This window comes from Kitasatospora sp. NPDC059648 (assembly GCF_042734825.1).
Lineage (GTDB): Bacteria > Actinomycetota > Actinomycetes > Streptomycetales > Streptomycetaceae > Kitasatospora.
Genome location: NZ_JBHWDU010000043.1, coordinates 12,848 through 37,280 on the forward strand (window position 1 = coordinate 12,848; position 24,433 = coordinate 37,280).

General features: G+C 75.4%; 6 protein-coding genes and 2 pseudogenes. 2 read left to right on the plus strand and 6 right to left on the minus strand.

Annotated features, from left to right (window positions below):
* Positions 1-453: 453 nt before the first annotated feature.
* Complete coding sequence (locus ACFV1W_RS23825; RefSeq protein ID WP_380419247.1) at positions 454-3,330, plus strand: ATP-binding protein; 2,877 nt, start codon at positions 454-456, stop codon at positions 3,328-3,330.
* A 4-nt stretch (positions 3,331-3,334) separates the two neighbouring features.
* On the opposite strand, the gene ACFV1W_RS23830 is transcribed toward ACFV1W_RS23825, so the two are convergent.
* Entirely contained in the window at positions 3,335-4,051 is a 717-nt protein-coding gene (locus ACFV1W_RS23830) for a TetR/AcrR family transcriptional regulator (RefSeq protein WP_380419248.1), read from the minus strand.
* A gap of 23 nt (positions 4,052-4,074) precedes the next feature.
* Entirely contained in the window at positions 4,075-5,496 is a 1,422-nt protein-coding gene (locus tag ACFV1W_RS23835) for an MFS transporter (protein WP_380419249.1), read from the minus strand.
* A 117-nt stretch (positions 5,497-5,613) separates the two neighbouring features.
* Here ACFV1W_RS23835 and ACFV1W_RS23840 point away from each other — a divergent pair.
* Positions 5,614-6,510 (plus strand): annotated as a pseudogene (locus ACFV1W_RS23840) (ABC transporter ATP-binding protein); the annotation flags it as partial.
* A gap of 1,052 nt (positions 6,511-7,562) precedes the next feature.
* On the opposite strand, the gene ACFV1W_RS23845 reads toward ACFV1W_RS23840, so the two are convergent.
* The 4 genes and pseudogenes from ACFV1W_RS23845 to ACFV1W_RS23860 form a co-directional block, all read right to left on the minus strand.
* A complete protein-coding gene (locus ACFV1W_RS23845; RefSeq protein WP_380419250.1) occupies positions 7,563-8,639 on the minus strand; it encodes an alpha/beta hydrolase in 1,077 nt (358 codons plus the stop codon).
* On the minus strand, positions 8,636-9,463 hold the full coding sequence (locus ACFV1W_RS23850; protein WP_380419251.1) for a 2-oxo acid dehydrogenase subunit E2: 828 nt from the start codon (positions 9,461-9,463) through the stop codon (positions 8,636-8,638). Before ACFV1W_RS23850 ends, ACFV1W_RS23845 begins: the two co-directional genes overlap by 4 nt.
* Positions 9,460-12,567, minus strand: a pseudogene (locus tag ACFV1W_RS23855) (type I polyketide synthase); the annotation flags it as partial. The pseudogene ACFV1W_RS23855 and the gene ACFV1W_RS23850, both read right to left, overlap by 4 nt.
* 59 nt (positions 12,568-12,626) lie before the next feature.
* Positions 12,627-24,410, minus strand: coding sequence for an SDR family NAD(P)-dependent oxidoreductase (locus ACFV1W_RS23860; protein WP_380419252.1), 11,784 nt, complete (start codon positions 24,408-24,410; stop codon positions 12,627-12,629).
* Positions 24,411-24,433: the final 23 nt, after the last annotated feature.

Sequence of the window (24,433 nt, forward strand, 5' to 3'; positions counted from 1 at the left end):
CTGTACTTGCGGAGATGCCGGCGGTACGGCATGAGTATGGGGAGAGGCTCTAAAGTCGGCCCAAGTCAGGCGCGGGGGCGCCCGGAGGGGCCGCGTGGTTCGCCCGGGCGGCAAAGGGTGCAGGCGACACGGCGGTCTTGGGAAAAATTTGACAGTTGACCTTTTTTCAGGAGCGGTCATACATTCATGCCATCGTATCCGCTCGCCGAGGAGCGTGATGCAGTGCGATGGCCACCGGGCCAGCCGTTCCGCCCGGAAGACGGCAAGTGAGCGGGTGCCAACACCGTGAGTACATTTCGGGGTTCCAGGGGCCGGGCGCCCGGATCGGGTGTTCACTGCTGCCGGGTGTGAGCGGCAACGGTCGCGGAGCCGGGCCGGCCCGGAGCGCGGAGCTGGGAGCAGGAGTCCCGTACGACGAGGCGGTGTCGATCGATCTGCGGTACAGGGGGAATCATGACGATCGGGCTTGTCGAACGACACAGAGAACTCGACTCCCTGGAGGAGTTGCTCCGGGCCACCGCGCTCGGCAGATGTCAGGTGGCCCTGGTCGGCGGACCGGTCGGCAGCGGGAAGACCGAGCTGCTGCACGCCCTCGCGGAGAGCGCGATGCGCCAGGACGCGGTGGTGTTCACCGCCCTCGCCACCTGCTCCGAGCAGGTCGTGCCGATGGCCGTGGTCTCCCAGCTGCTCTCCCCGTCGACGGCCTCGGAGACCTCCCCGTCGCTGTTGCGGGCGCTCGCCGAAGCCGCCGCGGAGGTGCTCACGCTGTCGCCCGAGGCCCTGCTCGCCGGGGACGGCGCGCTGTCCACGCCCGCGCTGGACGCCCTGTGTGGCGCGCTGGTGGCCGCGGCGGCCGACCGGCCGGTGGTGATCTGCGTCGACGACGTCCAGTTCGCGGACGCGGGATCACTGGACTGCCTGCTGCACCTGATGCACCGGCTGCGCTACGCCCGGGTGCTGTTCGTACTGAACGAGTCGGACCACCACCACCGCTACAACCCGCTCTTCCGGGTCGAGTTGCTCCGCCAGCCCGGCTTCCGTCGGATCCGGGTGGGCCCGCTGTCGCCGGCCGGTGTCGAGCGGATGGCCGGCGCCGAACTGGGCCGTGACTGGGCCGTCGCGCACGGCGCCCGCTGTCACGCCGTCACGGGCGGGAACCCGCTTCTCGTCCGGGCGCTCCTGGACGACCACCGGACCGCCGCCGCCCTGGCCTGCTCCGAACGGCCGGACGACGCCCTGGAGTTGGGTGACTCCTACGGCCAGGCGGTGCTGGCCTGCCTGCACCGGGGCAGCGAGCCGATGCTGATGGTCGCCCGTGCCCTCGCCGTGCTGGACGCCTCCGGGGCGCCCGAGTTGGTCGACCGGCTGGTCGGCCTCGCCCCCCAGGAGGTGGACCAGGCCGTCGAGGAGCTCGCGGTGGCCGGGGTGCTCGCGGACGGCGGCTTCCGCCACCCGGCGGCGCGGGCCGCGGTGCTGGACGACCTGAGCCCCGACCACAAGGTGCGGCTGCACCGCTCGGCGGCCCGGCTGCTGCACAGCACCGGCGCGTCGGCCATCGAGGTGGCCCACCACCTGCTGGCCGCCGACGAGCCGGACGAGCCGTGGGCGTCCCAGATCCTGCGCGCGGCCGCCGACCTCGCCCTGCACGACGACGAGGCCGAACTGGCCATCCGACTGCTGAAACTGGCGACCCGCGCGGCCGTCTGCGAGGACGAGCGGCTGGCCGTCACGATCGACCTGGTCCGCGCCGAGTGGCGGGTCAACCCGGCGCTCTCCGCCAGCCGCCTGGACTCGCTGGCCGCGGCCCTGCGGGACGGGCGGCTGCTCCCCTTCGAGGCGATCGGCGTGGCCAAGACGATGCTCTGGCACGGCCGGGTCGCCGATGCGGTGGAGGCGCTCTCCCTGCTCGGCCGGCTCGGTGAGCACAGCCGCGAGCTCGCCGCCGAACTCGGCGCGCTGGCCAAGTGGTTGCGCACCTGCTACCCCGAACTCCTGGAGCACCTGCCGATCGTGCCGACCGCGGGCAAGGCCCGTAGCCTGCTGATCGGCTTCGAGTCCCGGGCGGCCGGCCTGCTGTCCACCGTGCTGACCGGGGACGCGGACGACGCCACGCTCAGTTCCGCGGAGCAGATCCTGCGGGCCTCCGAGCTGGACGACACCATGCTCGAACCGATCGAGCACGCCCTGCTCGCACTCGTCTACGCGGACCAGCCGGCCCGGGCCGCCAGCTGGTGCGACCCGCTGCTCGACGAGGCCGTCAGCCGCAACGTCCCGGCCTGGACGGCCCGGCTCTCGTCCATCCGGGCCCTGGCCGCGGTCCGCCAGGGCGACATGGTGGCCGCCGAACGGCACGGTGAGACCGCGCTCGCCCAGCTCACCCCGCGCAGCTGGGGGATGGCGGTCGGCATGCCGCTGGCCGGACTGATCCTGGCGAAGAGCGCGCTGGGCGACCACGACGGCGCGGCGGCCCTGGTGAACAACCCGGTGCCGAAGAGCATGCTGACCACCCGCTACGGCCTGCACTACCTGCACGCGCGCGGAATCCACCACCTGGCCACCGAGCGCCTCGGCGCCGCCCTGTCCGACTTCGTCACCTGCGGCGACCTGATGGACCGCTGGGGCATCGACCGGCCCGCCCTCGTCCCCTGGCGGTCCGCCGCCGCGAGCGCGCTGCTGCGCCTCGGGGAGCGGGAGCAGGCGGTCATGCTGGCGGAGGAGCAGCTGGAGAAGACCAGCCCCGGACACTCCCGCAGCCGCGGCATCACCCTGCGCACGCTCGCGCGGGCCGGTGAGGCGAGCCGCCGCCCGATCCTGCTGCGGGAGGCCGTCGTCAATCTGGAGCAGGCCGGGGACCGCTTCGAACTCGACCTGGCCATGGCCGAGTTGGAGGAGTCGCAGGCCGTGCTCGACCGGCCGGACCGGTCCCGGGGGCTGCTGGAGCAGACCCTGAGCCTGGCCCCGGAGAGCCGGCCCGAGCCGGCCGAGGACTCCGCGTCCGGTGAGCCGGAGGCCTGGGTCCCCGCCCAGCGCACGCCGGGGCAGGCCGGCGTCGCCGCGCTCAGCGACGCCGAGCTGCGGGTGGCCGCACTGGCCTCGCTCGGCTGCACCAACCGGGAGATCGCGAGGAAGCTCTTCATCACCGTCAGCACCGTGGAGCAGCACCTGACCCGGGTGTACCGCAAGCTGAAGGTCGGCCGCCGCGCCGACCTCCCCGCCGACCTCCAGGTGCCGCTGCCGGATACGGCCGTCGCACAGTCCGCGCGCATGCTCGTGGTCGCCTACCGGCGCAAGGCCGCCCTGAACAGCCGGCGGGCGGCCGAGGCCGGGTGACGCGTCAGTAAGCCCGCTGGAGCTGTTCGCGGTGGCCGTCGGCCATCACCCTGAACAGGCCGGTGACCCGGGCGTTGAGCTCGGCCAGGTCGGCGGGGTCGGGCGGGGTGTCGTTCTCCAGCGAGCGCCGCAGCACGTACGCCAGGAGGTCGGCGCGTGCGTCCAGCGGCAGCCCGTCGTCCTCGCCGAGCTCGTGCGCCGTGTAGAAGCCGCGGCTGACGTTGGCCAGGACGTGGACGGCCTCGGCCGGCGACAGCTCGGGGCGCAGGACGCCCTCGTCGGCCAGCATCTGCAGGTAGTCGGGGTTCTCGGCGAGGTCCTGCTGGGCGGCGCGGACGCTCTCGTCCCGGGCGAGGTTGCCGAGGACGGCGGCGTCGGCGAGCAGCAGGGCGCGGACCAGGGGGCGGCGGACGCCCTCAAGGAAGATCACCCGCATCAGCCGGTGCGGCAGGGCGAGGGCCGGTTCCTTGCCGAGTTCGTCCACCAGGTGGTCGAAGAGCCGGAGGGCCTCGCGCTGCAGCACGGCCCAGAAGAGGGCTTCGCGGGTCTTCCAGTGCAGGTAGACGGTGCCCTTGCCGATGCCGGCGCGGGAGGCGACGTCGTCGATGGTGACCCGGCGGTACCCGTGCTGTTCCAGCAGTTCGGCGGTGGTGTCGAGGATCCGCTCGGCCCGTTCCTGGCGAGCGCCGGACCCACTGGGAAGGCGGCTGGAGTGATTCACGGTTCTCATCGTAGAACGATCTTTCAAAGTTCGTCGACCGTCCGGTACGGCCGCACGAGCGTCACGCACAGGGCCGTCAGGACCAGCAGGAAGCAGCTCAGCCAGGCGGCGCAGCGGATCCCCGAGCAGTACGCGGCCGCGTCGACGGGCACCCGCAGCGCCCCGTCGGCGCCGCCCGACCGGGCCCGGTAGACGAGGTCCAGCGCGCTGCCCGGAAGGGCGGCGCCGAGCACGCCGCCCAGGTTCTGGAACCAGCGCGAGAGGCGGCTGCCGGCCCGGGCGCGGGCGGCGGGCAGCGTGTCGAGCACGGTGTCGGTGGCGATCGGCGAGGCGACGCCGAGCCCGATGCCGAGCAGTCCCAGTGCCGAGCCGACCGGTTCGTAGCCGCTGGTGGGGCCCAGCCCGGCCAGTGACGCCTGCCCGGCGGCGGCCAGCAACAGCCCCAGGGCCAGTGCGGACCGCTCGCTCGCCCAGGTGGTCAGCCGTTCGCTGACGGCGCCGCCGACCGCCACCCCGACGGCCAGCGGCAGCAGTTCCACTCCCGTGGCCAGCGCGCTCTGGTGCTGGACGAACAACAGGAACGGCGCGACGACGAGCAGTGTGCCGGTGATGGCGAGGGCGCCCGTCAGCCCGGCGAGGAGGGCCGGGATGATCCGGCGGTCGGTGAGCAGTCGCAGTTCGACCAGGGGCGCCGCCGTGGTCAGTTCGTGCCGGGCGAAGGCGGCCAGCAGGAGGGCGCCGGCGGTGAGGGAGGCCCGTACACCGGGGGAGGTCCACCCGGCGGTGGGCCCGGCGATGACCCCGTAGGTGAGGGCGGTGACGCCGGCGGCGGAGATGGCCAGGCCCGGCCAGTCCATGGGTGGTGCACCGGTCCGGCGGTGGTCGGGCACCGCGAGGGCCACCGCGACCATGGCGGCGGCGGTGATCGGCAGGTTGAGCAGGAAGATCGAGCTCCAGGAGAAGTGGGTGAGCAGGACCCCGGTGGCGAGCGGTCCCAGCGGCAGGCCGAGCATCGCCGCGACCGAGGCCGCCGCGACCGCCCGTGACCGGTTCTCCCCGGGGAAGGCGGTGGCCAGTGAGGCGAGCGTCTGCGACATGATCACGGCCGCGCTGGCGCCCATGACGGCGCGCAGCCCGATCAGCGGTCCGGCGGTGGTGACCAGGGCGGCCGCCAGCGAGGCCGAGCCGAAGAGCGCCAGCCCGGCGAGCAGCAGTCTGCGGTGGCCCAGCAGGTCGCCGAGCCGTTCGGCCGGGAGCAGCGAGCAGAGCCAGGCCAGGGAGTAGGCGGCCATGACCCAGCGCAGGTTCGCGGTGTCGGTTCTGAGCCGGGCGGAGAGCGCGGGTATGGCGTTCACCAGGACGTAGTTGTCGAACCCGACCAGCAGGACGCCCAGTGCCACGGTGACGGGGCCGCGCCAAGGGCGGGCGTAAGCGCTTGTGATCACTCTCCACCTCCTCAACACAACGTATGACTAGATTTGAAAACTAGTCAACAGTGAAGACAGTGAAGGGCATTCTGTGATTGACTGATATCGAAAGATGGTCACGGAATGGAGGCGTCGGTGATCGAGGTTCGTGGACTCAGCAAGCGTTTCGGTGAGGTCGTCGCGGTCGACGACCTCACCTTCACCGTCCGCCCCGGCGAGGTCACCGGCTTCCTCGGGCCCAACGGCGCCGGCAAGACGACCACCCTGCGGATGATCCTGGGGCTCGACTCCCCGACCGCCGGAACGGTCTCCTTCGACGGGCGGCAGTTCGCCGACCTGCCCGCGCCACTGCGCCAGGTCGGGGCCCTGCTGGACGCCCGAGCGGTGCACCCGAGCCGCACGGCCTCCCAGCACCTGCTCGTCCTCGCCCACAGCAACGGGATCGACCCGGCGCGGGTGCCCGCGGTCCTGGAGGCGGTCGGGCTCGAACGGGCCGCCCACCGCCCCACCTCGGGCTACTCGCTCGGCATGCTCCAGCGCCTCGGCCTGGCCGCCGCCCTGCTCGGCGACCCGCCCGTGCTGATCCTCGACGAGCCGCTGAACGGCCTCGACCCGGAGGGCATCGTCTGGTTCCGCGGTCTCATGCGGGAGCTGGCGGCCGAGGGGCGCACCGTCCTGGTCTCCAGCCACCTGATGGCCGAGATGGCGCTCACCGCGGACCACCTGCTGGTGGTCGGAGGCGGACGGCTGCTCGCCGACATGAGCGTCGAGGCGTTCACGGATGCCAACGCGGCCATCGAGGCCCTGGTGCGCACACCGAACGCGACGGCCTTCGGCGGTGAACTGGCCGCCGCCGGCGCCGAGGTGCGGCCGGTGGACCACGAGACGCTCAAGGTGACCGGCCTGGACAGCGCCAAGATCGGCGCCCTGGCCGCCGGATCCGGCGTCGTTCTGCACGAACTCTCCACCAGCCGAAGGTCGTTGGAGGAGGCATTCATGGCGCTGACCGGCGCCACCGCCCAGTACAGCGCCACCCCCGCCGCCGTGCCCGAGGCGGACGGCGGGCCCGTCCGCCCCACCCGCCGCGAGGTCCCCGAGCCCACGTCGATCGCCCGGCGCCCGCCGACCTTCGGAGACCTCGTCCGGTCGGAATGGGTGAAGCTGCGCACCACCAAGTCCGGCCAGTACCTCACCCTCGGCACGGTGGTGGCGGGCGTCGGACTCGCCGTGCTCACCAGCAACTCCGCCGGCGAGCAGTACGCGTCGATCCCCGTGAGCGAGCGGCAGGGCTTCGACCCGACCGAGATCAGTCTGCGCGGCCACCTGCTCGCCCAGCTCACGATCAGCCTGCTGGGCGCCCAGGCGATGACCGCCGAGTACAACACCGGCACCATCACCAGCAGCCTCACCGCCGTGCCGCACCGCGGGCGGCTGCTGGCCGCGAAGGCGGTGGTGGTCGGTGCGGCCGCCCTGCCGGTCGGCCTCGCCGCCACCGTCGGCGGCTTCCTCGGCGGCCAGCGCATGCTCGAACGCCACGGCGCGCCGCACGCCCGGCTCTCCGACCCGAAGTCGCTGCGCGCCGTGCTCGGCGGCGGCCTCTACCTCGCCAGCGCCGGGCTGCTAGGGCTGGGCGTCGGCGGGCTGCTGCGCAGCACCCCCGGCTCGGCCACGAGCCTGTTCGGGGTGACGCTGATCCTGCCGGCCTTCTCGCCGACGCTGCCGGGCAAGCTCGCGAAGTGGGTGGCCACCTACTGGCCGACCCGGGCCGGCGCGCAGATCATGACGGTCCACCAGGACCCCCGGCTGATGCGCCCGTGGCCGGGACTCGGCGTCATGTGCGCCGTCACCGGCGGTGTCCTCGGCAGCGCCTACCTGGTGTTCCGCCACCGGGACGCCTAGCCGGGACATCTCACCGGCGGGTTCTGGTTTCGGCTGCCCCGGCCAGCCTTGGCCGGGGCAGCCGTCGCTCTGCGGTTCCCGGAACGGGTGGGTGAGCGGGTTCCCGGTGTTCAGACGGGCCGGCCCCGCGCAGGACGGCGCCGCACCCCCTCGGTGGGCGCGGCGCCGTCGGGTGCGGCGGTGGATCAGCCGAAGCGTCCGCGGATCCGGGCCAGTTGCGCGAGCACCGCGAGGGCGGCGCGCTGCGGCACCGCGCCGCCCCGCATGGCCAGCAGCGAGCGCGCGGTGAAGAGCTGGGTCTCGACCACGTGGTCCGGCGCGCCGTGCACGTCGTCGTGTTCCAGCATCCGCAGCCGGCGCACTTTCCGGAGCAACAGCCCGGGATCCTCCGGCGGGATGATCTCGTCACGCCGGCTCGCCACGTAGGCGACCGGGATGTCGAGGGCGGCCAGCTCCTCGCCGGTCAGTGCCCATCCGCGCAGCTCAGTGAAGAGCCGCTGCTCCTCGACACCGGTCATGTGCACCAGCGTGTCGATCGTGACCCGGGGGATCCGCGGCCGCCAACCGGCATCGGTGAAGAAGCCGTTGACCGGCGCACCGACGGTCAGTACGCCCCGGATCCGAGGGTCGGCCGACGCGCAGCGCAGCGCGAGGTGGCCGCTGAAGCTCATCGCGAGCGCGTACGTCTCGCGCACCCGGGCCCGGTCCTCGACGGCGTCGAGCAGGCCCGAGATCATGCCCGGACTGTCGGCGTCGTACGGCAGCGAGTTCTCCCCGCAGCTCGGCATGTCGGTGACCATCGCCGCGAAGCCCAGCCGGCGGAAGATCCTCAGCGCGGGTGCCCACTGCTCCTTGACGCTGACGTTGCCGCCCATGAGCAGCAGCAGCGGGCGCCGGTCGGTGGAGCTGAGACCGCTCTGCCAGCAGACCACCCGGCCGCCCTTGAGGTCGACCTCCAGCCGGTGGATGTCCTGCCCGGTCTCCCGGCGCCAGCGCTCGAAGGAGGCGAGGCCGAGGTCCAGCGCGGCGAGCCGGGCCGGTCCGTCCACGAAGGGGAACCTCGCCATGATGAAGTGCCGGCAGGCCTCCAGGTGCTGCCCGGCCCGCCCGAGCCGCTCGCCCTCGGCGGCCCACTCGCCGACCCAGGAGCCCGGGCCGTCCTCGTCGTGGCGGATCCGCTCCAGTACTGCGGCGTAGTTCTGGATCCGCTGGCCGCGGGCGTGCGCGCCCACGTACTGCTTGAGTTCCCGCAGGTCGTTCATCGTGCCCCCTGCTGCTGAACGGCGGCGGCCGGCGCGTCCGGCTCCGCGGACGGCCGCTCGAAGGTCTCCAGCGCCGCCTTGATCTCGGCCAGGACGTCCGCGGCCTCCGCGCCGTCGATCACCCGGTGGTCGAAGGTGAGGGTGAGCCGCATGGTCGGGGCGACAGCCACCCGCCCGTCGCGGACGACAGGGCGCTCGGCCACCTGGCCGAGGCCCAGCGTGATCGTGGTGCCGCCGACGGAGGCGAAGCCGTCGACCGGCCGGTGCGACAGCGAGGTCACCGCGAAGGTGCCGAAGGTGGTCGCCCGGCGGCTCAGCGGCCGGACGCCGAGCCGGAACAGCCAGCCGCCCACCGGCCAGGGCAGCCGGTGCAGCAGCCGGGCGCCCGCGTACTCGGGCATCACCTGCGGGTCGCCGTCGCGGTGGTGCTCGATCCGCCGCTGGATCTCGGCCAGTCCGGTGTTCTGCAGGTCGGTCAGGACGGTCGACAGCACGATCCGCTCGCCGCCGACCGTCTTGTCCAGGGTGATCTTGCCGTTGACGGACGGGTAGCGGGCGACCTTGGGCCGGCCGCCGCCGCGGATCGCCGCGTTGGCCTGCGGGTGACGGGCCAACACCCGCGCCGTCGCGTACAGAACGTAGGTCAGGACCGAGGAGCGCTCACCGCGCTGCCGGGCGTCCGCCCGGAGCCGCTGGACGGCCGACATGTCGACCTCGGTGTCGAGGAAGACCGGCGAGAACGCGCGGATCTCGCGCAGGAACTGCAGGGTGTGCCGCCGCTGGGGCGCGATCCGGCTGATCCGGGCACTGCTCCGCTCGGTCACCGGGCCACCCCCTGGGTGGCCGGAGTGCCGTCGACGAGGTCGGCCAGCTGCTCGGCCAGGTGCTGGGAGAGCAGCCGCGGGGTGGGGTTGTCGTAGACCATGCCCGGGGTGACCTCGATGCCGTCCTCGCCCATCAGCCGGGTGAGTTCGAGCGCGGTGAAGGAGGTGAGCCCCAGCTGGAGGAAGTCGTCGTCGGGGTCGAGGGTGCCGGCCAGCTCCACGCCGAGGACGGCGGCCGCGTGGCCGAGCACCACCTCGACCAGGAAGTCGGGCCGGTCGGCCGGCGGCACCAGGGCCAGCCGCGCCAGGGCCGGCACCGCCAGTTCCTCCTCGTCCGCCGCCTCGGCCGCGCCCGCCGTCCCGGTCGTTGCCGGTGCGGTGTCCGTCGACGCGGCGGGCGCCGCGGTCAGCGGGAGCGGATCCAGCCAGTACCGTTCGCGCTGGAACGCGTACGTCGGAAGGGTGATCGGCGCGGCCCCGGGGGAGCCGAGCAGGACGGGCCAGTCGACGGCGGCCCCCGCCACCTCCAGGGCCGCCGCCGCGTGCAGCAGGGTGAGCGCCTCCGGCCGGTCGGCCCGCAGCACCGGGGTGCCGCCGACCAGCCCCGAGAGGGTGGCGTCGGGCCCGAGCTCGACGAAGGTGGTCACGTTCTCGGCGCGCAGGGTCTCGGTGCCGCGGTGGAAGCGGACGGCGGCCCGGATGTGCCGGGCCCAGTAGCCGGGGTCGGTCAGCTGCTCGGCGGTGGCGAGCTCGCCGGTGACGTTGGAGACCACCGGGATCGTCGGCGGGTGGTACTCGGCCTTCTCGGCGAGGGCGCGGAACTCGTCCAGGACGGTGTCCGTGTGCGGGGAGTGGAAGGCGTGGCTGACGGTGAGCCGCTTGGCCTTGCGCCCGTGGCCGCGCCACTGCTGGGCGATCGCCAGGACGGCCGCGCGGCCGCCCGAGACCACCAGTGAGTCCGGGCCGTTGACCGCGGCGACGTCCACGTCCCGGTGCCCCTCCAGCAGCGGGCGGATCTCCTCCTCGGCCGCCTGCAGGGCGACCATCGCGCCGTCCCCGGACATCCCCTGCAACAGCCGGCCGCGGGCGGCGACCAGTGCGGCGGCGTCCGGCAGCGAGAGCACCCCGGCCAGGTGGGCGGCCGTCAACTCGCCGACGGAGTGGCCGATCAGGTAGTCGGGCTCGGCGGCGCAGGAGCGCAGCAGCCGGTAGAGGGCGGTCTCCACGGCGAAGAGCGCCGGCTGGGTGTACTCGGTGCTGTCCAGCAGGGCGGCCTCGGGGCTGCCCGCAGGGGCGAACACCAGGTCGCGCAGCGGCCGCTCCAGGTGCCGGTCCAGTTCGGCGCAGACCTCGTCGAAGGCCGCCGCGTAGACCGCGAAGCGCCCGTACAACTCGCCTCCCATGCCGGGCCGTTGGCTGCCCTGACCGCTGAGGACGAACGCGGTCCGGCCGGACGCGCGGACCCGCCCGCGCACCACGGAGGCGGCGGCGCGGCCCTCGGCGAGGGCCGTCAGCCCGGCCCGCGCGGCCTCCGGCCGGTCGGCCACCACGACCGCGCGGTGCTGGAACCGGGTGCGGGTGGTGGCCAGTGCGTGGCCGATCGCGGCGGGCTCGGCCCCGGGGTGGTCGGCGGTGACGTCGAGCAGCCGGGCCGCCTGCTCGCGCAGCGCCTGGGCGGTGCGGCCGGAGAGCATCCAGGCGGTCGGTCCGGTCCCGGCCGGGACCGCGTCGGCCGGATCTGCGGCGGTCGGTTCCGCGGCGGGCCCGGCCGACGGCGCGCCCTCCAGGATGACGTGGGCGTTGGTGCCGCTGATGCCGAAGGAGGACACGGCGGCCCGGCGGGGGCGGGAGGTCTGCGGCCAGGGCACCGTCTCCGTCAGCAGCCGCACCGCCCCGTCACCCCAGTCGACGTGCGGGGTGGGCGCGTCGATGTGCAGGGTCTTCGGCAGCAGGCCGTGCCGCATCGCGAGCACCATCTTGATGATCCCGGCGATGCCGGCGGCCGCCTGTGTGTGGCCCAGGTTGGACTTGAGCGAGCCGAGCCAGAGCGGCTTGTCGGCCGGCCGGCCCCTGCCGTAGGTGTTGAGCAGGGCCTGCGCCTCGATCGGGTCGCCGAGCACGGTGCCGGTGCCGTGACCCTCCACCGCGTCGACGTCTTCCGGTACCAGACGGGCGGCGGCCAGCGCCGCGTGCACCAGCCGCTCCTGGGAGGGTCCGTTGGGCGCGGTGAGCCCGTTGCTGCCGCCGTCCTGGTTGACCGCCGAACCGCGGATCACGGCCAGCACCTCGTGCCCGTTGGCGCGGGCGTCGGAGAGCCGCTCCAGCAGCACCACCCCGGCGCCCTCGCCCCATCCGGTGCCGTCGGCGGCGGCCGCGAAGGACTTGCAGCGGCCGTCGGCGGCCAGCCCGCGCTGCCGGCTGAACTCGACGAACACCCCGGGGGTGGCCATCACGGTGACCCCGCCGGCCAGCGCCAGGGTGCACTCGCCGCGGCGCAGTGCCTGGCAGGCCAGGTGCACGGCGACGAGCGAGGACGAGCAGGCGGTGTCGACGGTCACTGCCGGGCCCTCCAGCCCGAAGGTGTACGACACCCGGCCGGAGGCGACGCTGCCCGCGCTGCCGGTGCCGACCATGCCCTCGACCTCCGGGGGAGTGCGGCCGATCAGCCGGGACCCGTAGTCGCCGTACATCACGCCCGCGAACACGCCCACCTGTTCACCGCGCAGTGCCGCCGGAACCAGGCCGGCCCGCTCGAAGGTCTCCCAGACGACCTCCAGCAGCAGCCGCTGCTGCGGGTCGATGGCCGCCGCCTCGCGCGGGCTGATGCCGAAGAAGGCGGCGTCGAAGCGGTCGGCGTCGTGGACGAAGCCGCCCTCCCGGGTGGTGATCCGGCCGGTCCGGTCGGGGTCGGGGTCGTACAGGTCCTCGGGCCAGCCGCGCCCCTCGGGCAGGGCGCCGACGGCGTCCCGGCCCTCGTCGAGCAGCCGCCAGAGGTCCTCGGGGGAGCGCACGCCCCCCGGGTAGCGGCAGCCCATGGCCACCACGGCGATCGGCTCGGACTCCAGGTCCTGCAGCCGCTGCTTGGTCCGGGCCAGATCCGCCGTCACCCACTTGAGGTACTCGACGAGTTTCTCCTCGTTCGCCATCGCTGTTCGCTCCTCCGTCACGTCGTGGCCCTGCCGAGTTCCCGGTCGATGAAGTCGAAGACCTCGTCCACGCTGGCGTCGCCGATGCGTTCGGCGACCGCCTGGGCGGGGTCGTCCGCGGTCCCGTGCCAGTGGTCCAGCAGCCGCTGGAGCCGGGCGGTGACCCTGCCCCGCTCGCGGTCCCGGTCCGGCAGCGCCAGCAGGGCGGCCTCCAGCCGCTCCAGCTCCGTCAGCACCTGCTCGGCCGGGTCGGCCGCGTCCACCAGGTTCCGCAGCAGGTACTCGGCGACCGCGGCGGCGTTCGGGCGGTCGAAGACCAGCGCGGCGGGCAGCCGCAGACCGGTCGCCGCGGCCAGCCGGTTGCGGAACTCCACGCCGGTCAGCGAGTCGAAGCCCAGCTCCAGGAAGGACCGGTCCGGGGCGATCGCGTCCGGCTTGGCGTGGCCGAGTACGGCGGCCATGGTGGTGCGCACCGTGTCCAGCAGCAGCTTCTGCTGCTCCGCGGCCTCCAGCCCGGCCAGCCGGGCCCGCAGGGCGGCGCTGTCCACGGCGCCGGCCCGCCGGGCGGGCACCCGTACCAGGCCGCGCAGCACCGGCGGCAGCGTGCCGTCGGTCGCCCGGCGGCGCAGCGCCGGCAGGTTGAGCCGGGCGGCGGCGGGCGCGGGCAGCGGGCTCGCCAGCGCGGCGTCGAGCAGTTCCAGCGCTGCGGGGGTGGTCATCGCGCTCAGACCGCCGCGCTCCACCCGCGCCGACTCGACGCCGGTGGTCAGCCCGCTGGCCTCCGCCCACAGGCCCCAGGCCACCGAGGTGGCGGGCAGCCCGAGGGCGCGCCGGTGTTCGGCCAGGGCGTCCAGGAAGGCGTTGGCCGCGGCGTAGTTGGCCTGTCCGGGGGCGCCCAGCACCCCGGCGACCGAGGAGTAGAGCACGAACGCGGTCAGCGGCAGGTCGGCCGTCAGCTCGTGCAGGTGCCAGGCCGCGTCGGCCTTCGGCCGCAGTACGGCCGTCAGGTGCTCCGGGGTGAGCGAGGGGACGGTCGCGTCCCGCAGCACCCCGGCCGCGTGGAAGACGGCGGACAGCGGCCGGTCGGGCGCGACGCCCCCGATCAGGGCGGCGAGCGCCGCGCGGTCGGCGGTGTCGCAGGACTCGACGGTCACCTCGGCGCCCAGCGCGGTGAGTTCGGCGACCAGTTCCTCGGCCCCCGGGGCCGTACGGCCCCGCCGGCTGGTGAGCAGCAGGTGCCGCACCCCGTACGCGCTGACCAGGTGCCGGGCCAGGACGCCGCCCAGCACGCCGGTGCCGCCGGTGACGAGCACCGTGCCGTCGGCCGGGAGGACCAGCCGCCCGCCGGTGGTGGCTGGCTCGGTGGCCAGCCGGGGGACGGTCACCGTTCCCGCGCGCAGGGCGAGTTGGGGCTCGCTGGTGGCCAGGGCGGCCGGGGCGGCGCGCAGCGAGCGCGGGTCGTCGTCCAGGTCGAGCAGGGCCAGCCGGTCGGGGTTCTCCGACTGGGCCGAGCGCAGCAGGCCCCAGAGCGTGGCGGCGGCCGGGTCGGGCCGCTCGCCGGCGGCGGCCGCCACGGCTCCGCGGGTGGCCAGCACCAGGCGCCGCTCGGACGCCTCCGGGTCGGCCAGGAACTCCTGGACCACCGTGAGCGCCCAGAGCAGCAGGGCTCGCGCCCGCTCGGCCGGGCCGCCGTCGGCGGCGGGCGCCGGGGCGCAGTCCGCGGCCTCGACCCCGGCGGCGAGCAGGGCCTCGGTCAGCGCCGGGGAGCCGGCCACCAGCCAGGGCCCGGACACCGGGCGGGCGGTCGCGACCGACGGCGCGGCCCACTCCAGCCGCATCAGCGGCTGCCCGGCGCCCGCGCGCAGGCTGCCCAGCACCTCGGCGGAGACCGGGCGCAGCGCCAGCTCGTCGACCTCGGCGACCGGGGTGCCGTGCTCGTCGGCGAGCCGCAGTGCCACGGTCTCCGGTCCGGTCGCGGTCAGCCGCACCCGCAGCCGCCGGGGTTCGGCGGCCCGGGAGCGCACGCCGCTCCAGGCGAACGGCAGCCGCACCTCGCCCGGCCCCTCGGACCAGACGGTGGCGGGATGGAGCGCCGCGTCCAGCAGCGCCGGGTGCAGGACGAAGCCGCTCACCGGGAGCCCCTCCTCCACCGCGACCTCCGCGTAGACCCCGGCCTCGTCCCGCCAGACGGCCTGTACGCCCTGGAAGGCGGGGCCGTAGCCGAGGCCGGTGTCGGCCAGCGCGGGGTAGAAGGCCGACAGGTCCAGCGCGGTGGCGCTGGCCGGCGGCCAGGCCCCGGCCGGCCCGGCCGGCCCGGCCGACTCCGCCGGCACGGACGTCCCGGCGCGGGTCAGGACGCCGGTGGCGTGGCGCACCCACTCGCCGTCCGGCTCCTCCTCCGCCGGGCGCGAGTGCAGCGTGAACGAGCGGTGGCCGTCCGGGTCGGGCTCGCCGACCATGGCCTGGAGCAGGACGGCGCCGCGCTCCGGCAGCACCACGGGGGCGTGCAGGGTCAGTTCCTCGACGGTGTCGCAGTCGCTCTGGGCGGCCGCGTGCAGCGCGAGGTCGACGAAGGCCGTACCGGGCAGCAGCACCGTCTCGTGCACCGCGTGGTCCGCGAGCCAGGGGTGGTCGGCGAGCGACACCCGCGCGGTGAGCAGCCGGGCGCCGCCGGGGAGCGTGGTGCCCGAGCCGAGCAGCGGGTGCCCGGTGGCGGCCAGCCCGACGCCCGCGGCACTGCTCCGGGTCTGCGGGCGCAGCCAGTACGACCGGTGCTGGAACGGGTAGGCGGGCAGTTCGATCCGGCGCGGCCGGGCCGCCGCGAACGACCGCTCCCAGGCCACCGCGACCCCGGCCGTGTGGGCGCCGGCGAGCGAGGTGAGGAAGCGCCGCAGCCCGCCGTCGTCCCGCCGCAGGGTGGGGATGACGGCGCCGGTGCCATCGAGGATCGCCTCCGTCGCGACGGTGAGCACCGGGTGCGGGCTCGTCTCGACGAAGGAGCGGAACTGCGCGGCGGCCAACGCGGACACGGCCCGGTCGAAGCGGACGGGCCGGCGCAGGTTCTCGTACCAGTAGTCGGCCGTCATCCGGGTGGTGTCCAGCGGCTCACCGGTGAGGGTGGAGTAGAGCGGGATGTCCGCGGCCCGCGGCGACAGCCCGTCGAGCTCGGCGAGCAGCCGCTCCCGGATCACCTCGACGTGCGGGGTGTGCGAGGCGTAGTCGACCGGGATGGTGCGGGCCCGCAGGCCCTCGTCCCGGCAGCGCTGGACGAAGCGCTCGACGTCCTGTGGCGCACCGGCCACGACGGTGGCCGCCGGGCCGTTGCACACGGCCACCGTCAGGTCGCCGCCGAAGGCCGCCAGCCGCGCGGTCACCTCGTCGGCCGGCAGCGGGATGCTGGCCATCGCCCCGGTGCCGGCCAGCTCGGTCAGGGCCCGGCTGCGCAGCGCGACCACCCGGGCGGCGTCGTCCAGGTCGAGCGCGCCGGCGATGTGCGCGGCCGCGATCTCCCCCTGGGAGTGGCCGACCACGGCGTCCGGGCGCACGCCGGCGGCCTGCCAGAGCCGCGCCAGCGAGACCATCACCGCGAACAGCGCCGGCTGCACCACGTCGACGCGGTCCGGCGGCGGCGCGTCGGGCCGTCCGAGCAGGACGTCCAGCAGCGACCAGCCGGTGTGCCGGCCCAGCGCGTCGGCGCAGGCCCGGATGCTCTCCCGGAAGACCGGCGAGGTCTCCAGCAGCTCGCGGGCCATGCCCTCCCACTGGGCACCCTGCCCGGGGAAGACGAAGGCCACCTTGCCGGGCGTGCCGGCCACGCCCTCGACCAGCCCGGGGGCCTGCTCCCCGCGCGCCAGCGCGGACAGGCCGTCGCGCAGTTCGGCCGGGTCGGCGCCGATCACCACGGCCCGATGCGGGTGCTGGTCGCGCGTGGTGACCAGCGAGAAGCCCAGGTCGGCCGGGGCGGGTGCGGGCTCGGCGGCCAGCAGCTCGGCGAGCGCGGCGGCCTGCTCGCGCAGAGCCAGGCCGTCCCGGGCGGACAGTACCAGCGGCAGCACCGCGGGCGCGTGGTCCGCGGTCCCGGGTTCGGGAGCCGCGGCCGGTCCGGGCGCGGCCTCCAGGATCAGGTGGGCGTTGGTGCCGCTGATGCCGAAGGAGGAGACGCCGGCCCGGCGGGGGCGGCCGGTCTCCGGCCACGGCGTGTTCTCGCTCAGCAGTCGCACGGCGCCGGCCGACCAGCTGACGTGCGGGCTGGGTTCGTCGATGTGCAGGGTGCGCGGCAGTTCGCCGTGGCGCAGCGCCTGCACCATCTTGATGATCCCGGCGATGCCGGCGGCGGCCTGGGTGTGTCCGATGTTGGACTTGATCGAGCCGAGCAGCAACGGCCGGTCGGCCGGGCGGTCCTGTCCGTAGGTGGCGAGCAGGGCCTGGGCCTCGATCGGGTCGCCCAGCACGGTGCCGGTGCCGTGCGCCTCGACCGCGTCCACCTCCGCCGGGGTCAGCCCGGCGGAGGCCAGCGCGGCCCGGATGACCCGCTGCTGGGAGGGTCCGTTGGGCGCGGTGAGGCCGTTGCTGGCACCGTCCTGGTTGACCGCCGAACCGCGGATCACCGCCAGGACCTCGTGCCCGTTGGCGCGGGCCGCGGAGAGCCGCTCCAGCAGCACCATGCCGACGCCCTCACCCCAGCCGGTGCCGTCCGCGGCGTTCGCGAAGGGCTTGCACCGGCCGTCGGGCGCCATCCCGCGCTGCCGGCTGAACTCCAGGAAGATCCCCGGGGTGGCCATGATGGTCGTGCCGCCGGCGAGCGCCATGGTGCACTCGCCGCTGCGCAGCGACTGCACCGCCAGGTGCGCCGAGACCAGCGAGGAGGAGCACGCGGTGTCCACGGTGACGGCCGGGCCCTCCAGCCCGAGGGTGTACGCGATCCGGCCCGAGGCGACGCTGGTGGTCGAACCGGTCAGCACGTAACCGGCCACCGCCTCCTGGGTGGTGGCGGACCCGGCCCCGTACTCCTGGGCGGCCACGCCGGCGAACACGCCGACCTGGCTGCCCCGCAGGGTGCTGGGCCGGATCCCGGCGTGCTCCAGGGTCTCCCAGGACACCTCCAGCAGCAGCCGCTGCTGCGGGTCCATGGCCTCCGCCTCGCGCGGGCTGATCCCGAAGAAGTCGGCGTCGAAGCCGGCCGCGTCGAGCAGGAAGCCGCCCTGGCGCACGTAGGCGCGCCCGGCCTTGCCCGGCTCCGGGTCGTACAGCTCGTCCAGGTTCCAGCCCCGGCCGCCCGGGTAGTCGGCGATCGTGTCGATCCCCTCGGCGGCCACCCGCCAGAGCCCCTCGGGCGAGTCGGCCCCACCGGGGAAGCGGCAGCCCATCCCGACGATGGCGATCGGCTCGTCCGGCACGGCGGCCGGCCCGGTCGGCGCGGTGGCGGGGGCGGCCTGCGGGGCGCCGCGCAGCCGGGAGAGCAGCTCGGCGGCCAGCTCGGCCGGGGTGGGGTAGTCGAACAGCAGGGTCGCCGGCAGCCGCAGGCCGCTGGCCCGGCCGAGCACGTTGCGCAGTTCGACGGCGGTCAGCGAGTCGAAGCCGAGGTCCTTGAACGGCTGCGCCGGGTCGACCGGTTCGGACGGGTCGTTGCCGAGGACCGCCGCGATGTGACGGCGCAGCAGGTCCAGCAGCACGCCGGTGGCGTCCGCGTCGCCGAGGCCCGCGACCTTGCGCGCCAGCTGGGAGGCACCGGGCGCCGGTGCGGAGGAGCGCGGCCTGGCCGGGCCGAGCACCGGGCCCAGCACGGCGGGCAGCGGCGCCGAGTCGGCGGCCATCCGACGCAGGACCGGCAGGTCGAGCCGGGCCGGGACCACCGTCGGGCGGCCGGCGCCGAGCGCACGGTCGAACAGCTCCATCCCGGTGCCCGCGTCCAGCGCGAGCAGGCCGGAGCGTTCGATCCGCTTGCGCTCCTGGCCGTCGAGGGTGCCGGCCATCCCGGCGGACGGGTCCCACAGGCCCCAGGCGAGCGAGACGGCGGGCAGCCCGAGGGCGCGCCGGTGTTCGGCGAGGGCGTCCAGGAAGGTGTTGCCCGCGGCGTAGTTGGCCTGGCCCGGGTTCCCGAGCACACCGGCCACCGAGGAGTAGAGCACGAACGCGGCCAGGTCCAGGCCGGCCGTCCGGTGGTGCAGGTTCCAGGCGGCGTCCACCTTGGGGCGCAGCACGGTCGACAGCCGCTCGGCGGTCAGCGCGGGCAGGGTGGCGTCGTCCAGGGTGCCCGCGCAGTGCACGACGGCGGTCACCGGGTGCTCCGCGGGCACCGCGGCGAGCAGTTCGTCCAGCGCCGCCGGGTCGGCCGCGTCGCAGGCGGCGAGGGTCACCGTCGCGCCCAGCGCGGTGAGTTCGGCGGCCAGTTCGGCCGCTCCGGGAGCGGCCGGGCCGCTGCGCCCGGCGAGCACCAGGTGACGCGCGCCGTGGACGGTCACCAGGTGCCGGGCGGCGAGCGCGCCGAGGGTTCCGGTGCCGCCGGTGACCAGGACGGTCCCGTCCCGGTCGAGCGGCTGCGGGACGGTCAGCGCCACCTTGCCGATGTGGCGGGCCTGCTGGAGGTGCCGGAAGGCCTCGGGGGCGTGCCGGACGTCGAAGGCGGTGACCGGCAGCGGGGTGAGCACCCCGCGTTCGAAGAGCTCCAGCAGGTCGCCGAGCATCTCCTGGATCCGGTCCGGCCCGGCCTCGGTCATGTCGAAGGCGCGGTAGGCGACCCCCGGGTGCGCGTCGGCGACCTGGTCGGCGTCGCGGATGTCGGTCTTGCCCATCTCCAGGAACCGGCCGCCGCGCGGCAGCAGCCGCAGCGAGGCGTCGACGAACTCGCGGGCCAGCGAGTCCAGGACGACGTCGACGCCGGCGCCGCCGGTCACGGCGGCGAAGTGCGCCTCGAAGTCGAGGGTCCGGGAGGAGGCCAGGTGGCCGTCGTCCAGGCCGAGTTCGCGCAGCGCGTGCCACTTGCCCGGGCTCGCGGTGCCGAACACCTCGGCCTGCCAGTGCCTGGCCAGCTGGAGAGCGGCCAGGCCGACGCCACCGGCCGCGGAGTGCACCAGCAGCCGTTCGCCCGGGCGCAGGCCGGCGAGGTCGCGCAGCCCGTAGTAGGCGGTCAGGAACACCACCGGGGTGGTGGCGGCCTGGGCGAAGGACCAGTCTGCCGGGACGCGTGCCAGCAGCCGCTGGTCGGTCACCGCGCGGGAGGCGATCGCGCCGTCGAAGAGGCCCATCACCCGGTCGCCGACCCGCAGCCCGGTGACCCCGGGCCCGGTCGCGGTGACGACGCCGGCGGCCTCGCCGCCGATGGACGCCCGGCCCGGGTACATGCCGAGCGCGACCAGCACGTCGCGGAAGTTCATCCCGGCCGCCCGGACGGAGACCCGGACCTGGCCGGGGCCGAGCGGCTCGTCCGGCGCGACGTCGGTGACCGCCGTCAGCCCGTCCAGCGTGCCGCCCTCGGCGACCTCAAGCCGCCATGGCGTGCCCGGGTCGTCCGGCAGCCGGACCGGGGCGTCCGGCTCGGCGGCCAGCCGGGGGGCGTACCGGGCGCCGGCTCGCAGGGCCAGCTGGTTCTCGCCGCCCGCGAGCGCGGCCGGGAGCGCGGTTTCGATCGGCTCGCGGCCGTCGTGGTCGGCCAGCAGGACGCGGCCGGGGTTCTCGGACTGCGCCACCCGCGCCAGGCCCCAGAGTGCGGCGCCGGTCGGCTCGACGGCCGGGTCCTCGGGCAGCACGGCGACCGCCCAGCGGGTGGCCACCGCGAGGCGGCTGCCCGCCAGCGCGGCGTCGCCGAGGAACTCCTGCAGGACGGCGAGCAGTTCGGCGGTGGCCCGGTGGGTGCGGGCCGGGACGGACTCGGTGGGGTCGGCCGAGCCGGTGGTGTCGAGGACGATCAGCTCCGGGGCGTCGGCACCGGAGCGGACGGTCTCGGCGAGCTCGGCCAGTGCGGCCGCCCCGGTGACCACGGCGGCCGGCGCGGGCTCGGTCTCGGAGGCCGCCGCAGAGACCGCTTCGGAGGCCGGGAGCTGGGTCCAGCCGAGCCGGTACAGGGGGTCCCGGCGGGCGGGGGCGGCGGCGAGCGCCGCGGGGTCGAGGGCCCGCAGGGTGAGCGCCGCGACGGCGCCGACCGGTTCGCCGTCCCGGTCGAACAGGTCCAGCGCGAAGGTGCCGCTCCCCGCGTCCGCCCGGGGCCTGAGCCGCACGCGGAGCACGTCGGCGCCGGTGGTCCGCAGGGCGATGCCGCTCCAGGAGAACGGCAGCCGGACCCGGTCGAGTTCGACCCGGCCGTCCGGGCCGCTGAACAGCAGCGCGTGCAGGGCGGCGTCCAGCAGGGCCGGGTGCAGCCGGTACGGCGCGCCGGCCGCGCCCTCGGGGAGCGCGACCTCGGCGAGGAGGTCGGCGCCGGAGCGCCAGACCGCGTGCAGGCCCCGGAACACCGGGCCGTAGCCGAGGCCGAGCGCGTCGAGGTCCTCGTAGAGGCCTTCGACCTGGACGGCGGTGGCGTCGGCCGGGGGCCATTCGGCGGGTGCCGGCGACTGCGGGACGCCGTCCTCGGCGGTGAGTGAGCCGGTGGCGTGGTGGGTCCACTCGCCGTCGGGCGCGGTCGCCTCGGGGCGTGAGTGGACGGTCAGCGCCCGTGTTCCGCCCTCGCCCTCGGGGGCCACCTGGAGGCGCAGCTGGACCGCGTCGTGGCCGGTCAGCGGCAGCGGGCTGTGCAGGGTGAGTTCCTCGACGCCGGCCAGGCCGCAGCGCGCGGCGGCCTCCAGGGCCAGCTCCAGGAAGCCCGTCCCGGGCAGCAGGACCGTGCCGACCACCCGGTGGTCGGCCAGCCACGGCTGCCCGGCGAGGGTCAGCCGGGCGGTGAACAGTTGTCCGCCGTCGGGGAGTTGGACGGCGGCGTCGAGCAGCGGGTGCCCGACCGGGCTCTGCCCGAGGGCCCCGGCGTCGCCGGCCCCGGCGCTGTCCAGCCAGAAGCGGCGGCGCTGGAACGGATAGGTGGGCAGGTCGACTTCGGGCGTGGGGGCGCCGGCCAGCACCGCCGACCAGTCGAGGTCACGACCCAGCAGGTGCGCCTCGGCGGCCGCCGCGAGGACGCTCCGCGGCTCCGGGCGCCCGCGCCGCAGCGGGGCGATGAACACGGCGTCGCCGTCGGCCCCGTCGCCGTCCTCGGCCAGGCACTGCTCGGCCATCGCGGTCAGCGTGGCGTCCGGTCCGATCTCCAGGAAGGCGGTCACGCCGAGTTCGCGCAACTGCCGTACGCCGTCCCGGAAGCGGACCGCCTGTCGGACGTGCTCGGTCCAGTATCCGGCCGAGCGCAGCTCCTCTTCGGCCGGGCGGCCGGTGAGGTTGGAGATCACCGGGATGCGCGGCGGCCGGTACTCCAGGCCCTCGGCGACCCGGCGGAAGTCCGCCAGCACCTCGTCCATGTGGGGCGAGTGGAAGGCGTGGCTGACCGTCAGCCGGCGGGTCTTGCGCCCGAGCGAGGCGAAGTGCGCGGCGATCCGCTCCACTGCGGCCTCGTCGCCCGAGACGACGACGGCACGCGGGCCGTTGACGGCGGCGATCGCCACCTCGGCCGGATGCTCGGCGACCAGCGGGGCGACCTCGTCCTCGGCGGCCTGGACGGCGGTCATCGCGCCGCCCGGCCGGGCCGCCTGCATCAGCCGGCCGCGGGCCTGCACCAGGGTGCAGGCGTCCTCGACCGACAGCACGTCGGCGACGTGGGCCGCGGCGAGCTCGCCGATCGAGTGCCCGATCACGTGGTCGGGCACCAGCCCCCAGGACTCCAGCAGGCGGTAGAGGGCGACCTCGACGGCGAACAGGGCGGTCTGGGTGTGCTCGGTGCGGTCGAGCAGGGCGGCCCGCGCCGTCCCCTCGGCGGCGAACACGATGTCCTTCAGCGGCTGGTCCAGGTGGCCGCGGATCTCGTCGAAGGCCGCCCGGAAGGCCGGGAACCGATCATACAACTCCCGTCCCATGCCGGGGTGTTGAGCGCCCTGGCCGGTGAACAGGAAGGCCAGCCGGCCGCTCCGCCCGCCCGGGGCGAGCAGCCCGGCCGCGGACTCGCCGCGGGCGAGCGCGTCCAGCGCCTCCAGCAGTCCGTCCCGGTCCGGCGCGGTGACCGCGGCCCGGACCGGGTGGTGGCTGCGGGTGAGCGCCAGCGCGTGGGCGACCGCGACCGGGTCCGGCTCCGGGACGGCCGTGAGGAAGGCGTGCAGCTGCGCGGCCTGGGCGCGCAGCGCGGGCTCGCTGCGCGCGGACACCAGCAGCGGCAGCCCGTCGGCGGCCGGGACGGAGCCGGCCGGGACGGGGGAGCCGGTGGCCTGGTCCGATGGGCCGGACGGGCCGGACGGGTCGACGGCGGTCGCGGCCGGCGGCTCCTGGACGATCAGGTGCGCGTTGGTCCCGCTGATCCCGAACGAGGACACGCCGGCGCTGCGCGGCCGGTCGCCGGCCGGCCACGGTTCGGGCCGGCTCAGCAGGGTGACCGCGCCCGCCGTCCAGTCGACGTGCGGGGACGGCTCGTCGACGTGCAGGGTGGCCGGCAGCTGCTCGTGCCGCAGCGCCATCACCATCTTGATCAGCCCGGCGATGCCTGCGGCGGCCTGGGTGTGCCCGATGTTGGACTTGATCGAGCCCAGCCGCAGCGGCCGGTCCGCCGGCCGGTTCTGCCCGTACGCGGCGATCAGCGCCTGGGCCTCGATCGGGTCGCCGAGCGAGGTGCCGGTGCCGTGCGCCTCGACCGCGTCGACGTCCACCGGCGCGAGCCGGGCGGCGCGCAGGGCCTGGCGGATCACCCGCTGCTGGGCGAGGCCGTTCGGGGCGGTGAGGCCGTTGCTGGCGCCGTCCTGGTTGACGGCGGAGCCCGGGATCACGGCCAGGATCCGCCGGCCGCCGCGCACCGCGTCGGAGAGCCGCTCCAGCACCACCAGGCCGGCGCCCTCGCCCCAGCCCGTCCCGTCCGCCGCGGCGGCGAAGGACTTGCAGCGGCCGTCCGGGGCGAGCCCGCGCTGGCGGCTGAACTCCACGAACACCCGGGGGCTGGCCATCACGGTCGCCCCGCCGGCCAGCGCCAGCGCGCACTCGCCGCGCCGCAGTGACTGGACGGCCAGGTGAATCGCCACCAGGGAGGACGAGCAGGCGGTGTCGAGGGTCACCGCGGGGCCCTCCAGGCCCAGGGTGTAGGCGATCCGGCCGGAGGCGACGCTGGTGGTGTTGCCGGTGAGGAAGAAGCCCTCCAGCTCGGGGGCGTCGGCGTGGGCGCCGTACTCCTGCCCGATCACCCCGGTGAACACCCCGGTCTCACTGCCGTGCAGCGACTCCGGCCGGATCGCGGCCCGCTCCAGCGCCTCCCAGGCGACCTCCAGCAGCACGCGCTGCTGGGGGTCGGTCGCGCTGGCCTCCCGGCCGCTCATCCCGTGGAAGCCGGCGTCGAAGTCGGGAGCGTCGTACAGGAAGGCGCCCTTGGTCACGTAGCTCTTGCCGTGCGCCTCGGGGTCGGGGTCGTAGAGGGAGTCCTGGTGCCAGCCCCGGTCCTCGGGGAAGTCGCCGACCGCGTCGGTGCCGGAGCTGACCAGTCGCCAGAGGTCCTCGGGCGACCGGACGCCGCCGGGGTAGCGGCAGGCCATGCCGACGACGGCGATCGGCTCGTGCTCGCGCGACTCCAGGTCGTGCAGGCGCTGGCGGGTCTGGCGCAGGCTGGTGGTCGCGCGCTTGAGGTAGTCGCGCAGCTTCTCCTGGCTTCCGGCCTCGTCGGCCTGCGGCCCGGTCTCGTTCACGGCGTCGTCCACGGTGCGGAGTTGACCTTTCTGCT